Genomic DNA, 16,835 nt, shown 5'->3' on the forward strand with positions numbered 1-16,835 from the left:
GCTGCGGATTATCTAGGCCGCGACGGCGGCAGGGTTAAGTTCACTCAACAACTGCTGCTGCTGTGTTGAGTCCATGAAATGAAGCACATCTGTGATGTCAAGCATGCCAACGGGTCGTTTTTCTTCATCAATGACCGGAAGCTCACTGAGTTTCCTCTCGGACATCAGATGGATTGCGGCAGGCAGCACAGCATGTCGGCTGATGGTAACAGGGTTTGCGGTCATGACTTCACGGATACTTTGATCCAGCTGTTCGTCACGGCGATGTTCGAAGAGGCGTGCCAAATCGCTGTCCGTGAACAGTCCCGACAGCCGCCCATCCTGATTGACAAGGATCACAGCTCCGGTTCGACGCCCCGACTGACTGTGCCCAATCATCACCTCGCGAACTGTCTCTGAATCCCGAGCGACCCGAACCTGAGTTCCTGTCCTCATCACAGAATCCACAGGGGTCAGCTTTCGCCCAAGACTCCCTGCCGGATGGAATCTCGCAAAATCGGTCGAAGAAAAGCCCCTCGCCTGACTCAGCACAAGTGCAATTGCATCGCCAATCGCCAGCATCGCTGTAGTACTGCTGGAAGGTGCTAATGCCAGATGACCTGCTTCAACATGATGACCGTAGGCAATCGTTACACTGGCCGCTCGGGCAAGGCTGTTCTCCCGATCTCGGGTCACCGCAATTACCGGCACTTTCATGTGGGCGAAACATGGCAGCAGGCGTGTCAATTCGTCCGTTTCACCGCTGTTTGAAAATGCCAGCACGACATCATGGATATCAACGGTCCCCAGATCTCCATGCAGTGCTTCTGTTGGGTGAAGAAACCTTGCCCGAGTGCCGGTGCTGGCAAGCGTTGCGACAATCTTCTGTCCGATGAGGCCAGCTTTGCCGACACCGGTGGTGATGACGGTTCCGCTGCAGTCCTGCATCAGCGAAATCGCTTCGCAGAAATCAATCGAAAGCGATTCGGCCACACTCTGCAGGACCGCGGCTTCGTGCTGAATAATCCGCCGGGCTTCGCGAAGGTGGTCCGCCTGATTGAACGACAAAATGACCTGACCCGCTTTCTGAGCAGCTGAGATATTCGCGTGATCAGGCATTACGTCCTCCGTGACTTCATTGCAACGCGGCATCGAATTGTGACAATGACGCATAACGACCGGTAACCGCCCTTCCTGGGCGGTGCGGAAGTTTAGTGATCTCAGTGGTTGTTGGTCAATCGCAGATTCATGCAGGCATCTTGTCGCAACATGTCTGATATTAAGTACTTACGGTTGGTAATTCTGGCTGAGAATTGAATACAAAATGCAACTGGTCCTCGCTCGCTACGGATCTGTCCCACAGGTCGCTCGTTTCCTGTTTACAGCCCCTTTCCAGCAATTCTGCCGAGGTGAAGCGGTCATCGTCACGACAAATCGCGGCGAAGAGCTTGTGCAGGTGCTGGAGACCACTTCGACAAGTGAGGAGCTGGAGACGACGGGAGAGGTCCTTCGGATGGCTACGCAGGAGGACATCGATCGAATGGAACAGTTGCGTTCCAATGCCGAGCAACAATTCATCGAATGGAGCCAGCGCATCCGCGATTGGGGAGTTCAGCTGGAACTCATAGACACGGAATGGACTTTGAGCGACCGCTTGATTCTTTATGTCCTGAACGGACGCGATGCCGAAACCACTCGACTCGCACTGCTGGCCGCCGCAAATGGTTTCGGAATCGTTCACGTCCAGCCTGTAAACGCCGACGGGATCATTCCGCTCGAAACGAAATCCGGATGCGGAACAGGGGGCTACGGAAAGGGTGGCTGCGGCTGCAAACACTAACTTCTCCCAAACGTGCTGCGGCAAGCCTGTGTGTCAGCACCTGGTCCTGCTGATTATGCCGAGTGATCAAGGACTCGTCCGATGACAGCTACGTGACATTCTTCTGCGCCGGCATTCCTGAGAATTCTGGCTGCTTCGGAGCATGTCGCACCGGTTGTCAGGACGTCATCGACAAGGAGTATCCGTTTTCCCCGGATCATCCATTCGTCGACAAGTGCGAATGTGTCCTTCTGATTGTTACGACGGGCAGAGATGGACATTCGTTTTTGTGGCTTCGTGGTTCTGCATCTGCGCAGCAGATGTGCGTCACACTTTCCGCCAATCTTGTTTGCAATTGTTGTTGCGATCAGCCATGCCGGATTGAAGTGCCTGAAGAGACGCTTTCGCCAGTGTTGAGGGATAGGAATAATCAGGTCCGGATTCGTTGCTTCGAGTGCAGTCCGCTGTTTCCGTATCAGAGCATTGGAGAGTGCCACGATCGGGACGGAAGTAAACGACCATTTTGCCGAGAGCATGACCTTTCGAAGATGGTCCTCGTACATGCCGAGGCAGGTGACCGAATGGAAATGGAATCGATGGCTGCGACAATGGATGCACCCGGTTTCGTCCTTTGAGAACGGTCCGATCCGCGCTGAGCAGCGTTGGCAGGCATGTTCAGTTGGAGCGAGCAGTGACTCCGAGCAATCCCCGCAGAAAGACAAACTGTCCGTCCCTTCGGTCTGTGGCACGTACGACAGGTTGCAACAAACGCAAACAGGCGGAAAGATGAACCGCAACGAATCATCCAGCAACTGGTGCATTAGTTCTCGCATTCAGGTACCACCAATTTGCATAGCCCGACATCGTTACTGCCAGGCGAACGGCTTCGACTAACGCCCCTTGAGTATTCTGACGAAGGCCGCACAGACGTCGGACGGCGATTCAGAGGCAACGACGGCACCCGTCACTGCAAGACGCTCCGCGCCGGCTTCGGTTACTCTGGCCACGTTGGCTTCTGTAATTCCTCCAATTGCAAACCACGGAAAAGGCCTGCCTGCAAGCACCGACTTTGACCACTGAGCAGCGGCCGAAACAAATTCCAGTCCTGCGTGCGATTCAAAGGATTTGGTGGCCGTTGGGAAAGTGGGGCCAACGCCGGCGTAGTCAGCACCGCATGCGACAGCCTCTTCCAGCTGTGAAATGTTGTGAGTCGAGACGCCAATCAGACGGTCACGATGGGTCAATAAACGAATGTCGTCAACCGTCAATTCTTCCTGGCCGACGTGAACTCCATCGGCATCGGATGCGACGGCAATGTCAGGGCGATCATTGATGATGCTGAGTGCGGAATGCTCCCGGCAGGCGCTGACCAGCCACGTGGCCCTCTTCAGGAGTTCCCGGTCGTTGAGGTTCTTTTCCCGGAGCTGCAGGACATCGGCCCCTCCCTCCAGAGCCTGTGTAACGACCGTTTTCCAGGGAAGACGGCAGAACTTTTCTGTGATTAATACATACAACTGAGAGCGATGCAGTCGATCAATCCGAGTAGTGACCGGGGAGTCCCGATGAGACGCAGGCAGAGTTCCGTGAATCTGTATCTCTGCTGTGTACATCTGATAGCGAATCTGTTTGACGCACGCGGCAAAATTCGGCGAAACCAGCTTACCGAATTCCTCAAGGCTGCGAAGTGACTCCTGGACGCGACGACAATTCGCGATCACCACGTCGTTAACCGTCGATCGAGACGCCTCTCCATTCACTGTGATGCTGGTTCCGACATCTTCGTCAGTATTGCGAAACCGGAGCAGTTGCTCTCGCGGATGCAATTCCTGCTCGGCGGCGACCAGTTCATGACGCAGTGATTTGAGCAGGCGACTGACGGTGGCGTCGTTGCCGACAAACCGGCAATGATCCTCAAGTACACGAAATCCTTCTCGACAACGATTGAGATTCGCATCAATCAATCGCCAGACAGCGTCGTATGCAGCCTCAACTGTTGGGGGAGATGTGAGTGACGGCTGAATGAAGTTCGGATGCGCGTTCGTTGGGGCTCCGGAATCGTGATCGAACGATTTGATGCTGTTGTGGGCCGTGCCATCAAGAGAAAGAGTGACACTGACAGCCAGACGTTCTGTTGTTTCAGAATGTGAAAGGCCCAGTTCGTTGGTGATATCCGTCAGTTCAATTCCGTGATTCTGGAATGTTCTCCGAATAGTCTCGCTTACTTCGACTAACGCAAGCAGCAAGTGGCTGCTCGTAACTCCATCTTCACCAGGCCAGCGTCGAGAAATTGAAATCGCCCGATCGATGATGGAAATCAGACAGTCCGGGTCGGTGGTTTCCCGAACGGCGTCCGAAGGGGTGGCAGCGGAGTTATCATCCTGCGCCTCAAATTGTCGGATCTGTGATTCCAGTTCGGCCAGTGTCACTGGATCTGCACCATCCGCATTCCGTCCGGTGGAGGTTGCTCTGTTGTCCTGACAGTCGCCAGACGCGTAGAACTCCGGTGGAAAGGCCATACTGCCATCTGCAATACCCAGCATCGCCGCTGTGGTGGCGACGTCATCACCGAGATGCCCTGCCTGTAACCAGTTTCTGTCGATACCCAGGCGAGTTAGTCCGGCCGACGCGAGACTTTCATCCAGAAGCAATGCGAGCAGTAGGTGGCCGGACCAGATGTCAGAATCATCTGTATCCTCAACCAGCCGACGGCATCTCTGGACAACTCGACGACATGCCGGGGTTAATCGAGAATCGCTGGGAAACCTTGTCATTGCAGAATAGAGCTGTGTCTGGTGATGAAGTGGAATCAGTTTAGCTTAGCAGCCTGCTGAAAAACGGGACGGGCTCGAGCAGACGGCCTTAAAACACGATGGTATCCAGTCGTCCTGCGTGCCTGTCCCGGTTTTTCAACGGACAGTCAGATTCGGCGGACTGGAAATCGTGTCGTGTTTTGACGATGTGTGTAGGATTGGGGGTTATCAGGTCCTCTCTGGAATCAGCCGGTCCAACCTCTTTCGATGCCTAGCCTAACACGGTTCTGGCGCCACCGAAACCAACCACTGCCTGGATAATCGTTCCGACCGGAATGCACTTGTTCGTCGGCCTGGGGTGTTGTCCCTATTGGCTTCGGAATTCGCGTGGAATGCGACTTAGCGTTATGTTTCGGAGAGTCAACATGTGAATACGCGAAGCCACAGGCGTCTGAATCAGGGCTGCGGGATGGTGATGTTGTCGACATGCCGCCTGACGTCGTATTATCCCTGCCCTCAACGTTGTTTTTTGGATGGTCGACGGCCGCGGATTCCTGGAATGCCGCGTGTCTGTCAGGAGTTAACCCAGTGATGAAGCGAATTGGAATTCTGACGGCAGGCGGTGACACTCCCGCCCTGAATGCGACGATCTACGGTGCCGTCGAGCGAGCGAATACCGCCGGAGTGGACGTCTTTGGATTCCAGCGGGGATACGCAGGGTTACTCGATCCACGCGTGCCGCACGTTCATCTCAATCCGCTGTTCACAACGATTCCGGAATTGGACCCATGCAAGGGCGGGACTCTGCTGGGTTCGTCACGCACCTACATCGATCGTGACACAACCGACCATCTGGAAACCATACGAATTCATCTTAAAAAACTGGAAATCGACGGACTGATTTGCATCGGCGGTGACGGCACGATCAATGGCATGCAGCCGATCGCTGAATTCCTGCCCTGTGTGCTGGCGCCCAAGACAATCGATAATGATTTGGGGCTCAATTATCTCGATGAACCAAACGAATGGGTACGCACGCCCTGTGCGAACCACCCTGGCTACATTGAAGGTCGGACCGGTGGACAGGAAGTTCTGCGACTCTCTGACATCATTAACTATGCGACGCCGGGTTACGCAACCGCTGTTTTTGTTGTGGCTCAATGTGTGGAACGAATTCGAACGACGGCAGAAAGTCATCGTCGCGTTGCAATCGTGGAGGTTATGGGACGACAATCCGGCTACATCGCTCTGGGGTCGGCCTACGGTCAGGCTGACGTGATTCTGATACCAGAGGTGGAGTTCAATCTGGACGAACTGGAAAGACGTGTCCGACAGATCTACTCGGTTCAACAACATTGTGTCATCGTTGTGGGCGAAGGCGTTACGGCGGCAGCGGACGGAATCGAGCTCGGGGCTGCCATGCCAACCTACGATCCCGCGGGAAACATTCGCTACAGCGGCGCTGCGGATGCATTGCAGAAGATGCTGGCGAAGCGACTCGGTGACGATATGTTCCTTGAAAATCGGGCATTTGAACCCGCCTCTTCTGCGCTATTCACCCGTAAAGTGGGACACACGCAACGGGGAGGGCGGCCAATTCTGTTTGATCGCTTCAATGCTTCCCAGCTCGGCGGCAAAGCCGTCGAACTACTCATGAATGGGTACAGCAACGAAATTGCAACGTTGCAGTATCAAAGCGACCACGGGTTTTCTGTGAGTTCAGTTTCGGCCAACAGACTTCGTGATCAGTGGGGAGAGATTCATCCGCGAGAAGTCCATCCAAGCATGTACGATGCTCGACGAATGCACTTGTCCCAGTTCGGGATCGACTATCTGAAACCAATCTTCACAAATGCCATTGGCTGGGACGACATGGAATTCTGTCGAGCGACTCTGTTCAACCCTGGCAATCTGACAAGCCGCTATCAAAGCGTGAATACAGATATTCGAAAACGGATCCGATATCTGTAGATCTTCTTCTTGCCACGTTGAGGCTCCCGGTGAACCCTTCCTGATTCTGCAGAACAAGCGATACCGGGATTGAGTCTGGGTGGTTCTGTGAAGTGCCGACGAATCTCCGCCTGAGAAGAGTTTACGCAACAGGATGCATCCCGCTAAGCTCCGCCCATGCAATGCTCGTATTTTCAGCAGGGGATTTGTCGATCCTGCTCGCAACTCGATAAACCCTATCACCAAACGGTGACGACCAAACATCACGCGCTGGCTGCACTGTTTCCTGACGTCCGCATTCAGGACTTCCGAATCAGTGAAGCCGCAGGGGCACGTATCCGTGCCAGGATAGCCATCAGTGGCAGTATAGCGGCGCCGGAGTTTGGTTTTCTGGATCAAACTCGAAAACTTGTGGCTGTGGATCAGTGCCCGCTGCACCATCCTCGCATTAACGGGCTCATTGAATCTCTGAAGCCGTTGATTGCTGAATATCGTCTGCATCCCTGGTCGGTTACGACAGGGAAAGGCGAGCTGCGGCATATCATCGTCACGGTCTCTCCTCTGGACGGGCGGATGATGCTTCAGTTCGTCCTTCGTTCCCGCGAGGCTGTCGATCGTATTCGCAGCCTGTGGCGCTGCCACAGGGACAACGTTCTGTCATCGGTGGATGTGCTGTCGGTTAATCTGCAGCCTGGTCGAACTTCACAGCTGACCGGTGATACAGAAATCCCGATCTCTGACTCAAGTGAGTTTCGGATTCTCTATCAGCTATCGGAAGACCAGACCAGCACAGATTCCAACGAAGCCTCCGCGGTTGGGCTGTATTACGGACCGCAGAGTTTTGTTCAGACAAACCATGCGGTTGCGACCCGGTTGTACTGCGAAGCTCGCAACATTCTGCAATCCCACGGATGTACTCGGGTGCTCGATGTGTATTGTGGTGTCGGGGCGTTTTCATTACTGGCGATCGGCGGCCAGAATCAGGATGGCAGAGGCGTGTCGATACACGGATTCGACATTTCCGAGGATTCCATTCACTGTGCCCAACGATCTGCCGTTGCCATAAAGAACCTGGAAACACATTTTGAAGTGGCTGATGCAGCGACCTGCCAGGCGACACGGACGAGCTTTTCGACAGACAGCAATGGTTCAGCATTCGACGCGGTCATCTGTAACCCACCAAGGCGAGGACTTGATGAAGGGGTCCTTCAGTTACTTGACCGCACGCCGGCACCAATGGTGTTGTATTCCAGCTGCAATCCCATGACTCTGGCTCGGGATCTGGTGCGGCTTTCAGGAACCTATCGCTTCGAACAACTGACGCCATTCGACATGTTTCCATTTTCGGAACACATGGAAGTACTGGCCGTTGGGTTCGCTCGATGATAAGAGACGTGGAGTCACGCTGATTATTGGCCGCCATTCCGCTCCATGATACGGGCTGGGCTACCCACCGATGGCGTACGATATCGCTCAGCCGAACAAGTCATCGGAAAAAGGATGCAGATTCTTCAGCCCACCCTTCGTTGGCAAAGCGTTGACGAATAATTCCGCCAGCCGGAAGTCCTCCGGTGTGGTGATTTTGATGTTCATGGGCCATCCATCGACGACGAAGACTGCATGCCCGAATTGTTCGACGACTGATGCATCATCTGTGGTCGCCGTCAGGTCTTTGCAGGCAGAATATGCATCCAGAAGCAGCGATTTCTTAAAAACTTGCGGTGTCTGCGCCTGAACGAGGCTGGTCCGGTCAACCGTCTCAGAAATGCTGTTCCGCGGTGTCAGACGTTTCACTGTGCTGCTGATTGGCAATCCGGGAATTGCGGCTCCGAATTTTCGAGCTGCATCAAAAACGCTGTCGATCCACTGTTTTGTCAGTAACGGTCTGGCTGCATCATGGACCGCGACAAATTCAGCCTGATCAGCTACCACTTTCAATCCGTTTTCTACACTTTCTGCACGGGTCTTCCCGCCTTCCACGAGTGTCAGTGTCATGAATGCCAGGTTCGCGCGGAACTGTTCTTTGAACCATTCGATATCGTCGGGGCTCACGACCAGAATGGTCTGACAAACGTCCGGATGGTTTGCAAAATGTTCTGCCGTGCGGACCCAGACGGGGCGTCCCTTCAGTTCAACGAATGGCTTTTTCCTTCGAAACCCACTGAATCGACTGCTTTGCCCTGCGGCAGGAAGGATGACGGCAAATTTTGACATGCTGATCGCCTGGAAGCTAAATCCCCGAAATGTGCATGGTTCTGAACTTACGATTGGAATCACGCATCGGATGCTGCGCGTGACACGCGTTTGCGTATTGCAGAAAACTGGTCCGCCATTGCCATTCTCGCCTTCGTAAAGCCTTCCGGCGATTTATCTGAAGTGCGAACGTAATCCAGAACAATCTTCTCAGCCAGAATGAGCTCGCGGCAGACCTGAGCAATCTCTGAAGCGATGTCCAGTGGAATGGTTGTCACGCCATTGCAATCCCCGTGAATCAATGTGCCCTGATGAATGGTGGTGCCACCAACTGAAACTTCGACGCCAACATCCATGATGTGGCAGTATCCATGCGAACAACAGGTTCCACTGGTAAACACAGGAAAACCAATGGCTCTTACCTGGTCCAGGTCCCGCCCTGTGCCGGAGGTGATCAGCCCGACGGCTCCAAAGTTCTGATAGGTGGTGCACATCACTTCACCGAACGTTGCCGCAACTGACGGTGCATCAAGATCCTGAAATATTATCACAGGTGGGCCAGGTAGCGCTTCGAATGCCTTCAGCTGTCCATCGATGCCAGCGTAGGAAGAACCAGCTGGTGGGGCCTGTTGCGCGCGAAATGTGGATGTCAGCGCGTATCCCACCAGTGGGGGCATCTCCGGAAAACAGCTGCGAATGCTGGAGTTAATGTACCCGGATGTTCGCGGCCTGACATCGAACAGCTCGATGGCATTACAGATGGTGGGCGTGTCGAACTCACGGAGTTCCTTCAATTGGCTGCTGGAAAGCGCACTCACACGACTGTTCCTTCGAAGAGATGTGTACAGAATCAGTTCACGAGTCCCATTCCACGACAACAACGATCCTGCCAGGGGCGACTCATCTTGCTGCGCGTGTCCTGCCGACAATCATAATGAAATCGCTTCCAGCAATCGCCTGATATCGGCCTCTGTTGTGTACAGATGCGCCGAGATGCGTAGATATCGGTGTCCATTCCACGAAGCTACCGGGATTTCGATGCCGAAATCCTTTCGCAACGACAACTGCAGGGGATCCGGGTGCCCATGATATCCGGGTTTCCAACCATCAGGCTGCGGCAATTCCATGCCACACATGCTCACGTAAGTATCAGGCGCGGGATTGAAGAAAGGTCCGGTGTGCGGATGCTTCAGCAACTCGCTGCGTGCCATCGTTACCAGTCGATGTGCGTGGCTGCGAAATGTTTGAAGTCGCTCTGGCGTGAAGAAGTCAATTGCTGCGCCAATTGCCAGTAAGGCGGCCGGGTCCCGTGTTCCCAGCCAGTTGATGCGGTCCTGCCAGGAAGCGGCTCGGCCGGCGATGCTGCCACCCCAGCTGACAACCGGGCAACGCACTTTTCCATGGTGCCGTGGGTGCACCCAGAGAAAGCCACTTCCAAACGGAGCGCAAAGCCATTTGTGGCAACTGGCACAATAAAAATCGCAACCAATGTCCTCCATGAAAATGTCCAGCATGGCTACGGCATGCGGTCCGTCAATGCAGACCAGAACACCATGACGCTGTGCCATCCGGCAGATGGCCTTCACCGGGAGTATGCAGGACGTTGCCGAAGTGACATGGCTGACAACAATCAGTCGTGTTCGGGGTGTGATTCGTCTTTCGATGGCGTCGACAATTTCGGATTCGGAGTCTTCCGTCGTTGTTTTGTCCCTGGTTGATCCCAGGGACAACGGAATCTCTACCGACTGCAGTCTGGCGCCGGTACTCTGACATTTTCTGCTCCAGATGTTTCGGACAGCACCATACTCATGATCCGTGAGAAGAACTTCGTCTCCGGCGCCCAGCACGACAGAATCTGCAACGACGTTCATTGCGACCGTCGCATTGTCAATCAAAGCCAGTCGCTCTGGTTTGGTGTGCAGAAAGCCCGCCAGCTTTGCGGCAGTGATCTCCAGATGTTCTTCCATCTCCTGACAGAAGAATCGCATCGGCTGCCGTTCGAGCCTTTCCGTCCATTCGTTTCGAGCTTTCTGTACGGGCAGAGGAGATGGCCCGAAAGATCCGTGATTGAGATAAACGGTGTCCGGATCCAGATTCCAGAACGATCGCAATTGCTCAACGGATTCTGTACTTGTCGACGGTTCTGTACGGGATCCGGATTCGATTGTCTCGTGCGTCATTGGGATCGTTACTTCCTCGATCATTGCGAAATGCTCATCTCATCGGACTCCTGAAAATGTCTCGCGTACCGGAACTGTTTCATTACTGGCAATGAGAGGTGGATTACGAAACTGAGTTGCGAGCCTGATGCAGGTCGGTAGCATGCCGAAAGAGTTTATGGGTTCTGAAGTGGACTCAGTACAGATTTGCCACCGCCGCTGCCAAAAGTCTCACGGAAATTGATGCAAATGAACTTTGACGACGAGAAGATTGCCTTCATTGGAGCGGGCCAGATGGCAACCGCGCTGGCGTCCGGGTTTGCCAGGAGTTTCGTCCTACCAACGGCAATCAGTGCCTGCGATCCATCCGAGGAGGCACGAGAGCGTTTTCTGTCTGCGGTGGGTGACGGCGTGAAAATATCGGGGGTGATGGGCGACGTGGTCAGCGATGCAACCATTGTTTTCCTCGCCGTCAAGCCGCAGGTCATGTTTGCGGCCCTTGAGGAACTGTCGACTTCAGTAACGCCGGATCATCTGGTCGTTTCAATTGCCGCAGGAATTCCCCTGAAGCAACTGGAATCGCGAATGCCGAGTGGAACTCGTGTCATTCGGGTGATGCCAAACACACCATGCCTGGTCGGTAAAGGTGCCAGTGGAATCAGTGCCGGAAAGCATGCGACTCCAGGCGACGTGGAACTGATCACCACTCTGTTGCAGACCGCCGGGTTGGCCGAAGTATTCCCGGAATCTCTTCTGGACGCAGTGACAGGCCTTTCGGGTAGCGGGCCAGCATATGCATTTCAGATCATCGAAGCGTTGAGCGATGGTGGAGTGAAAGTGGGACTGCCACGCGCTGCAGCCACTCGTCTGGCTGCTCAGACATTATTAGGTGCGGCAGAGATGGTGCTTCGTACGGGCCGCCATCCTGCAGAATTAAAAGATGGTGTGACCAGTCCCGGCGGAACCACAATTGCGGCCCTTCATGCGCTGGAACAGGGGGGGCTGCGCGCGGCATTAATGGACGCCGTGGAAGCGTCAACAGTTCGCTCAAGAGAACTGGGGGCCGGATAGATGGAAGTCAGGAAATCGAGCTGACTTCTGCAGGTGCGGCTGTCTGGCCTTCCCCTAATGAAACGTCCGGAATCCTCCGGACGAAAATTCGCGACGCTGCGATGTGTCAGCGATGTCCAGTTACTGCGCTCATTCGGTTTGATCCGATGGGTGGGATTTCACTATTCCAGATGCGCTGAATCTAAGGATTGTTGCAGTCAACGGACGTTAGAGTTTCTCACCAATCTACCGACATCGTGTTTCAGAATGGCATACATTTGTTTGAAGCGACCGATCGTCAATTGTTGATTTGATGCCGCACCTGGCAGTTCTGCCGTGTGAACTCAGTCGACACAGCCAATTCGAGCAAAACCTTGTCTGCAACGAAGTCGAGTACCAGCATTTTTTCTGGCGGATGTGCGGGGTTAGCCCCAGCCGTCCCAACGGATACGTGCGCGATTCTCTCGAACCTTCTGCATATTTCAGATGACGCTTTGCGGCAGAGCAATGGTAGTGACATTGAATGCATTCCGCGGTCGATCTTATCGATGCTGCTCAAAGCCATGCAGTTGCGAGACCCCTCGACTCTGACCCATTGTCAGCGTATCGCGGCCATTTCGAGTGGTGTCGCGAGACTTCTGGGTTGGGATGACGAACAACGACGTCAGCTGGAAACCGCGGCGCTGCTTCACGATCTCGGCAAGATTGGAATTCCTGAGCACATCCTGAAAAAGCCAGGCAAGCTCAGCAGCGAAGAATACGACTTTGTTCTTCTGCATCATCATGCGGCCGTCAATCTCCTGCAGGCATTTCAGACGCATCCCACAGTTGTGTCGATGTTGTCTATGCTTTACCACAATTTCGATGGTGGAAGCATTGTTGTCGACATGGAAGCGATCCCACAGGATCTTCCTCTGGGAGCACGTATTCTGGCAGTTGCGGATGCTTACGATTCACTTAATTCTGCCAAGCCGTACCGCCGTGGGATGACTCACCAGGAAGTGATGGCGGTGCTCGAGGAAAAATCGGGCAGTCGATACGACGGCAATGTCGTTAGAACGCTGGCCCGATGGTACGAACTGGAAGGCGACACCTTATTTCGGCATACGGAACCGTTTCAGCAGAATGAACCGTCAGGCGACTTGGGAGGTGAACTCCGAAACAGCATCGTATTGCTGTCTCAGGTGGTCAATACGCTGTACCAGTTTCAGCAATTGTACGACGGCTACTTCCTGCTCGATTCCAGAGGCAGATATTGCATCTGGAGTGACGGAATGCCGGGAATGACCGGGCATACCCTGCATAAAATGCTTGGTCGATCATGGCAGCCGACCGACGTGCAGTTGCGTTCGCTGACAGAAGATAAAGACGCCCCGGCGTCGCTGGATGAGTCTGCTGTCGGGCAGGTCATGAAGAACAACCGCGCACAGTTTTCGAGCCAGTTGCTGAAGAACAGCGAATCCCGACACTTCAAAGTCGACGTGTATACCATTCCAATTTCAGATCACTCCGGCAATCCGTTCGGTGCGATTCAGTTGCTTCGCAACAAGAGTGGTGTCCGGCGGCAAAGCCGCGAATATGTAGAATTAAAACTGGCTGCGACGCGGGATGCTCTGACCGGTGTTGCAAATCGAGGGCAGTTGGAAACTCAGCTGCGACACTTGCTGGAAGATTTTCACGCGCATGAGGGCACTCGGAATCTGAGTGTCATTTTTCTTGACGTCGATAAATTCAAAGGGATCAACGACACATACGGACACCAGACAGGTGATGAAGTGCTCGTCGATCTCACGCGGTTGCTGCAGCACGAAACCTACTCTGGCGAATCCATCGGACGATACGGTGGTGAAGAGTTTGTTGTGCTTTGCCCGGATACCGACCTGCCATCAACTGTTCGACGAGCCGAACGTCTGCGCCAGGCGATTCAAAAGAGTTCCATTGGTGGGGTGAGCACCTTAAATGTTACCTCTTCTTTCGGCGTCTCAACTGCTCGTCTGGGTGACACCGTGCAGACTCTGCTGGAACGAGCTGATAATTGCCTTTACCGAGCGAAGGAAACCGGACGAAACCGCACCTGTTGGGAAGGACAGGACGAGACTGTTGAGGAAGAGCCGCAGGAGGAGGAATCTCCCTATTTCAACACGGTGAATGGCGTGTTTACGTTCAACGACCAGATTGAAGTAGCCACCTCACTCGAACTGACCGCGATGAAGCTTCATGCGTTCATCCGTGAATATCAGGTCATCATTCAGCATCAGGACCATGGAAACATTAAGTTTCGCATGGGGGCTCTTGGTTTCACTCGGCGGTGGGGTGGCTCAAAGGATCGGCAGCCACTGGATGTTGAACTGAAGTTCGAATCCGCCCGGATCGTCAGCAAGATTGATGGAAAGCCACGAACGCAGCGCCGCGTGGTTGTCACGGCAATTCCGCATGGTCGGGCTCCGGATATGACGACGTTTGCAACACGCTGCGGAATCCTGATCCGAGAATTGCGAGCTTACCTCCTTGGGTCTTAAGTCAACGCTGAAGAACAAACGCAAAACCGGTTGACCGATACCATGGTATTCAGTCAACCGGTTTTATTTTTGGTTTCAGACTTGCTGACACCCATTCTGGTGGTGACATCAGGTTCTCCTCTTGAGATCTCGAAAATTAAATCCGCGGCAGTAGCCGGAACGGACCATCCTGGTCCATCCGTGCCGGTGATCGGCTTTCGGTTTAGCGAACCGCTGTCACGATATGGGCTGGGTCATTAAAGTTCTCAAGTGATGAACTTCGTGCGGCAGATGGCTGTCCGGTGCGACAGGTTCCAGCTGCTTTGGCCATTTCCTGCACTTGTGTACTCTGAGCAATCCGAACGGCCTGCATCAGAACCTTGTCGCCATTCGCAACACCGTCCGCGTCTTCCACTCGCACATCGGGTTTGACTCCCTGACCGGCCATCTCCCGACCATTGGGGGAATAGAATTTCGCAGTTGTGAGGCGAAGATTCCCACTGATTGAGTTGAGTGGAAAGTGCGTTTGAACAGTTCCCTTACCATACGAGTTTGTACCCACAACTACACCACGCTGATTCTCCTGCACGGCTGCAGCAAAGATTTCACTTGCACTTGCACTGTCTCCGTCGACCAGCACCACGAGTGGAGTGTTCCAGGTCCTCGACCATGTGGCTTGTTCGAGCATGTTGTCCGTGCTCAGCCGACCTTTCGTTGAGACAATCGTACCACAGGGCAGGAATCGATCACTGATTTCCACACAAGTCGTCAGCAGTCCGCCTGGGTTACCTCGAAGATCAATGATCAGAGAATTCATTCCCTGCGAATGCAGTTCAGAAAGTGCCTGATCCAGTTCGGCGGTTGAATTCTGAGCAAAACGGCTCAGGCTCAGATAACCAATCTGTGTGCCATCAAGGATTCGTGTGTCGTTTACAGTCCAGACTCGAATTGAGCGACGGACGAGTGAGAAGTTCTTTTCCCCTTTACCGCTTCGATAGATGCGAACCACCATGCTGCTGCCAGCAGAGCCCTTCATCAGATCGACGCTGTTGACCATAGGCACGCCTTCGATAGAACGTCCATCAATACTGACAATCACGTCACCCGACTGGATGCCGGCTTCTTCAGCAGGTCCGCCCCGCAGAGATTTCACAACCAGCAGTCCGCGCTGGTCCTCTTTCACTTCAACTCCAACACCAACAATCTGATCTTCGAGCGATGCGTTACGCGTCTCCTTTTCAACGGCGGCACCTGGTACCGCAGGATCTTTGGGTTCAATTCCTGAAAACTTATCAAGAGTGTCGATGCTGGCATTTGCAAACTCAAAGGCAACGACGTTTGGTGAAAGTCCGGGAACTGTCTGTGCCTGCTGCATGACTGTGTTCATAACATTGCGGGCATCGGACTGGTTTGAAACTCGCATGGAACCAGCCATGCTGGACAGAGTGTTCCGGAAACCATCAAGGCGAAACGAATCCGAGGAGATCCCCAGAGACTGTGTAAAAGCGGGATTGTCGAGTGCCATGACAAGGTTTCGTAATGCTCGACGGACTCGCACATCGTAGGACGTTGGCTGCAGATGTCGCTCATCAATTCTTTGTGAAACTTCCGCGAACAGGTTTGTGGCCTGGCTGGCGGACATCGCCCAAATCGCTCGAATATTTACTGGGTTCGAATATCGTGAGGAGATTAACTTGTTGATAGCATCAGCCTCATCGTCCATGCGACCAATGGGTGTTGGAGCTGGCACAAACGGATCGCGGCCCGGTGTTGGTGAGTATCTGTCTTCGTACGATGGTGTCGCGGGGCCGATAAATCGATCACGACTCAACTGTGGCTGATTCCAGTCGCGTGAATCAAACTGTGAACCGTCCGGATTGCTCCGATCCAGAGGAATTCGGTACCGAGTCTGTCGATGGCCTACGCCCGAACCGAATGGATCGGCGTCGCTGTTCCGACCGCGATTCAGTCCCCGGAAGGGATCCTGCAGACCTCGATCGTATCCATCATTGATTGGTGTGCCGTAGCGATTTCTCCAATCCAGCTCTCGACCATTCCCATATCCGTTTGCTGCACCGGAAGAGTAACTCACCGGCAGTTCAGGAAACTCCCCGCCGCTGGTCCCCCGATATCCGGCAGCCCGGTGGAAGGGATTGCCAGACGAAGCATTTGGTGATCTCCATGTATCGAGATCACTTTGCATGTCTCTGATTTCCGGCATCCAATTATTGGACGCTGCAGGCCGATCCACGCTGTCATACCGAGGAACACACTGCCCATTGGGGCAGTTGTAGCCCGGCGTGCTCAGGTAATTATTTGTATTGTTGTCGTACGCACCCGTCGGACTCGTGTAGCCCCGATACTGGGCGGCTGCTGGAACACAGAAACTCAGCATCGATACCAGGGCAAGTCGTGTGATTTGATTTAAGGCCGTCAT

General features: G+C 53.9%; 12 protein-coding genes. 5 read left to right on the plus strand and 7 right to left on the minus strand.

The genetic code is table 11. From position 1 onward, the window contains the following. Window positions 1-12 precede the first annotated feature (12 nt). Entirely contained in the window at window positions 13-1,098 is a 1,086-nt protein-coding gene (locus R3C20_12885) for a KpsF/GutQ family sugar-phosphate isomerase (GenBank protein ID MEZ6041395.1), read from the minus strand. 205 nt (window positions 1,099-1,303) lie between these two features. Between R3C20_12885 and R3C20_12890 the strand changes: the two genes are divergently transcribed. Then, complete coding sequence (locus R3C20_12890) at window positions 1,304-1,819, plus strand: hypothetical protein (protein MEZ6041396.1); 516 nt, start codon at window positions 1,304-1,306, stop codon at window positions 1,817-1,819. A gap of 53 nt (window positions 1,820-1,872) precedes the next feature. Here R3C20_12890 and R3C20_12895 read toward each other — a convergent pair whose 3' ends face one another. After that, window positions 1,873-2,334, minus strand: coding sequence for a phosphoribosyltransferase family protein (locus tag R3C20_12895; protein ID MEZ6041397.1), 462 nt, complete (start codon window positions 2,332-2,334; stop codon window positions 1,873-1,875). Window positions 2,335-2,688: 354 nt separating this feature from the next. Further along, a complete protein-coding gene (locus R3C20_12900) occupies window positions 2,689-4,569 on the minus strand; it encodes a thiamine phosphate synthase (protein MEZ6041398.1) in 1,881 nt (626 codons plus the stop codon). 570 nt (window positions 4,570-5,139) lie between these two features. On the opposite strand from R3C20_12900, the gene R3C20_12905 reads away from it, so the two are divergent. Then, window positions 5,140-6,519 carry a 6-phosphofructokinase gene (locus R3C20_12905; protein MEZ6041399.1) on the plus strand — a complete coding sequence of 460 codons (1,380 nt, stop codon included), beginning with the start codon at window positions 5,140-5,142 and terminating at the stop codon, window positions 6,517-6,519. A gap of 156 nt (window positions 6,520-6,675) precedes the next feature. Continuing rightward, entirely contained in the window at window positions 6,676-7,884 is a 1,209-nt protein-coding gene (locus R3C20_12910) for a methyltransferase domain-containing protein (GenBank protein MEZ6041400.1), read from the plus strand. 87 nt (window positions 7,885-7,971) lie between these two features. Here the strand turns inward: R3C20_12910 and ispD are convergent, their stop codons facing one another. The 3 genes from ispD to R3C20_12925 all read right to left on the minus strand — a co-directional run bounded on the left by ispD (window position 7,972) and on the right by R3C20_12925 (window position 10,871). After that, complete coding sequence (gene ispD / locus R3C20_12915) at window positions 7,972-8,712, minus strand: 2-C-methyl-D-erythritol 4-phosphate cytidylyltransferase (GenBank protein MEZ6041401.1); 741 nt, start codon at window positions 8,710-8,712, stop codon at window positions 7,972-7,974. 59 nt (window positions 8,713-8,771) lie between these two features. Then, complete coding sequence (locus tag R3C20_12920) at window positions 8,772-9,509, minus strand: RraA family protein (protein ID MEZ6041402.1); 738 nt, start codon at window positions 9,507-9,509, stop codon at window positions 8,772-8,774. Between the two features lie 111 nt (window positions 9,510-9,620). After that, window positions 9,621-10,871, minus strand: a complete 1,251-nt coding sequence (locus R3C20_12925) for an aminotransferase class V-fold PLP-dependent enzyme (protein MEZ6041403.1) — start codon at window positions 10,869-10,871, stop codon at window positions 9,621-9,623. A 228-nt stretch (window positions 10,872-11,099) separates the two neighbouring features. On the opposite strand from R3C20_12925, the gene proC reads away from it, so the two are divergent. Both proC and R3C20_12935 read left to right on the plus strand, forming a co-directional pair. Next, window positions 11,100-11,921, plus strand: coding sequence for a pyrroline-5-carboxylate reductase (gene proC / locus R3C20_12930; GenBank protein MEZ6041404.1), 822 nt, complete (start codon window positions 11,100-11,102; stop codon window positions 11,919-11,921). A 527-nt stretch (window positions 11,922-12,448) separates the two neighbouring features. Continuing rightward, on the plus strand, window positions 12,449-14,419 hold the full coding sequence (locus tag R3C20_12935; protein ID MEZ6041405.1) for a diguanylate cyclase: 1,971 nt from the start codon (window positions 12,449-12,451) through the stop codon (window positions 14,417-14,419). 202 nt (window positions 14,420-14,621) lie between these two features. Here R3C20_12935 and R3C20_12940 read toward each other — a convergent pair whose 3' ends face one another. After that, window positions 14,622-16,835, minus strand: coding sequence for a S41 family peptidase (locus R3C20_12940; GenBank protein ID MEZ6041406.1), 2,214 nt, complete (start codon window positions 16,833-16,835; stop codon window positions 14,622-14,624).

Source organism: Planctomycetaceae bacterium (assembly GCA_041398825.1).
GTDB lineage: Bacteria > Planctomycetota > Planctomycetia > Planctomycetales > Planctomycetaceae > F1-80-MAGs062.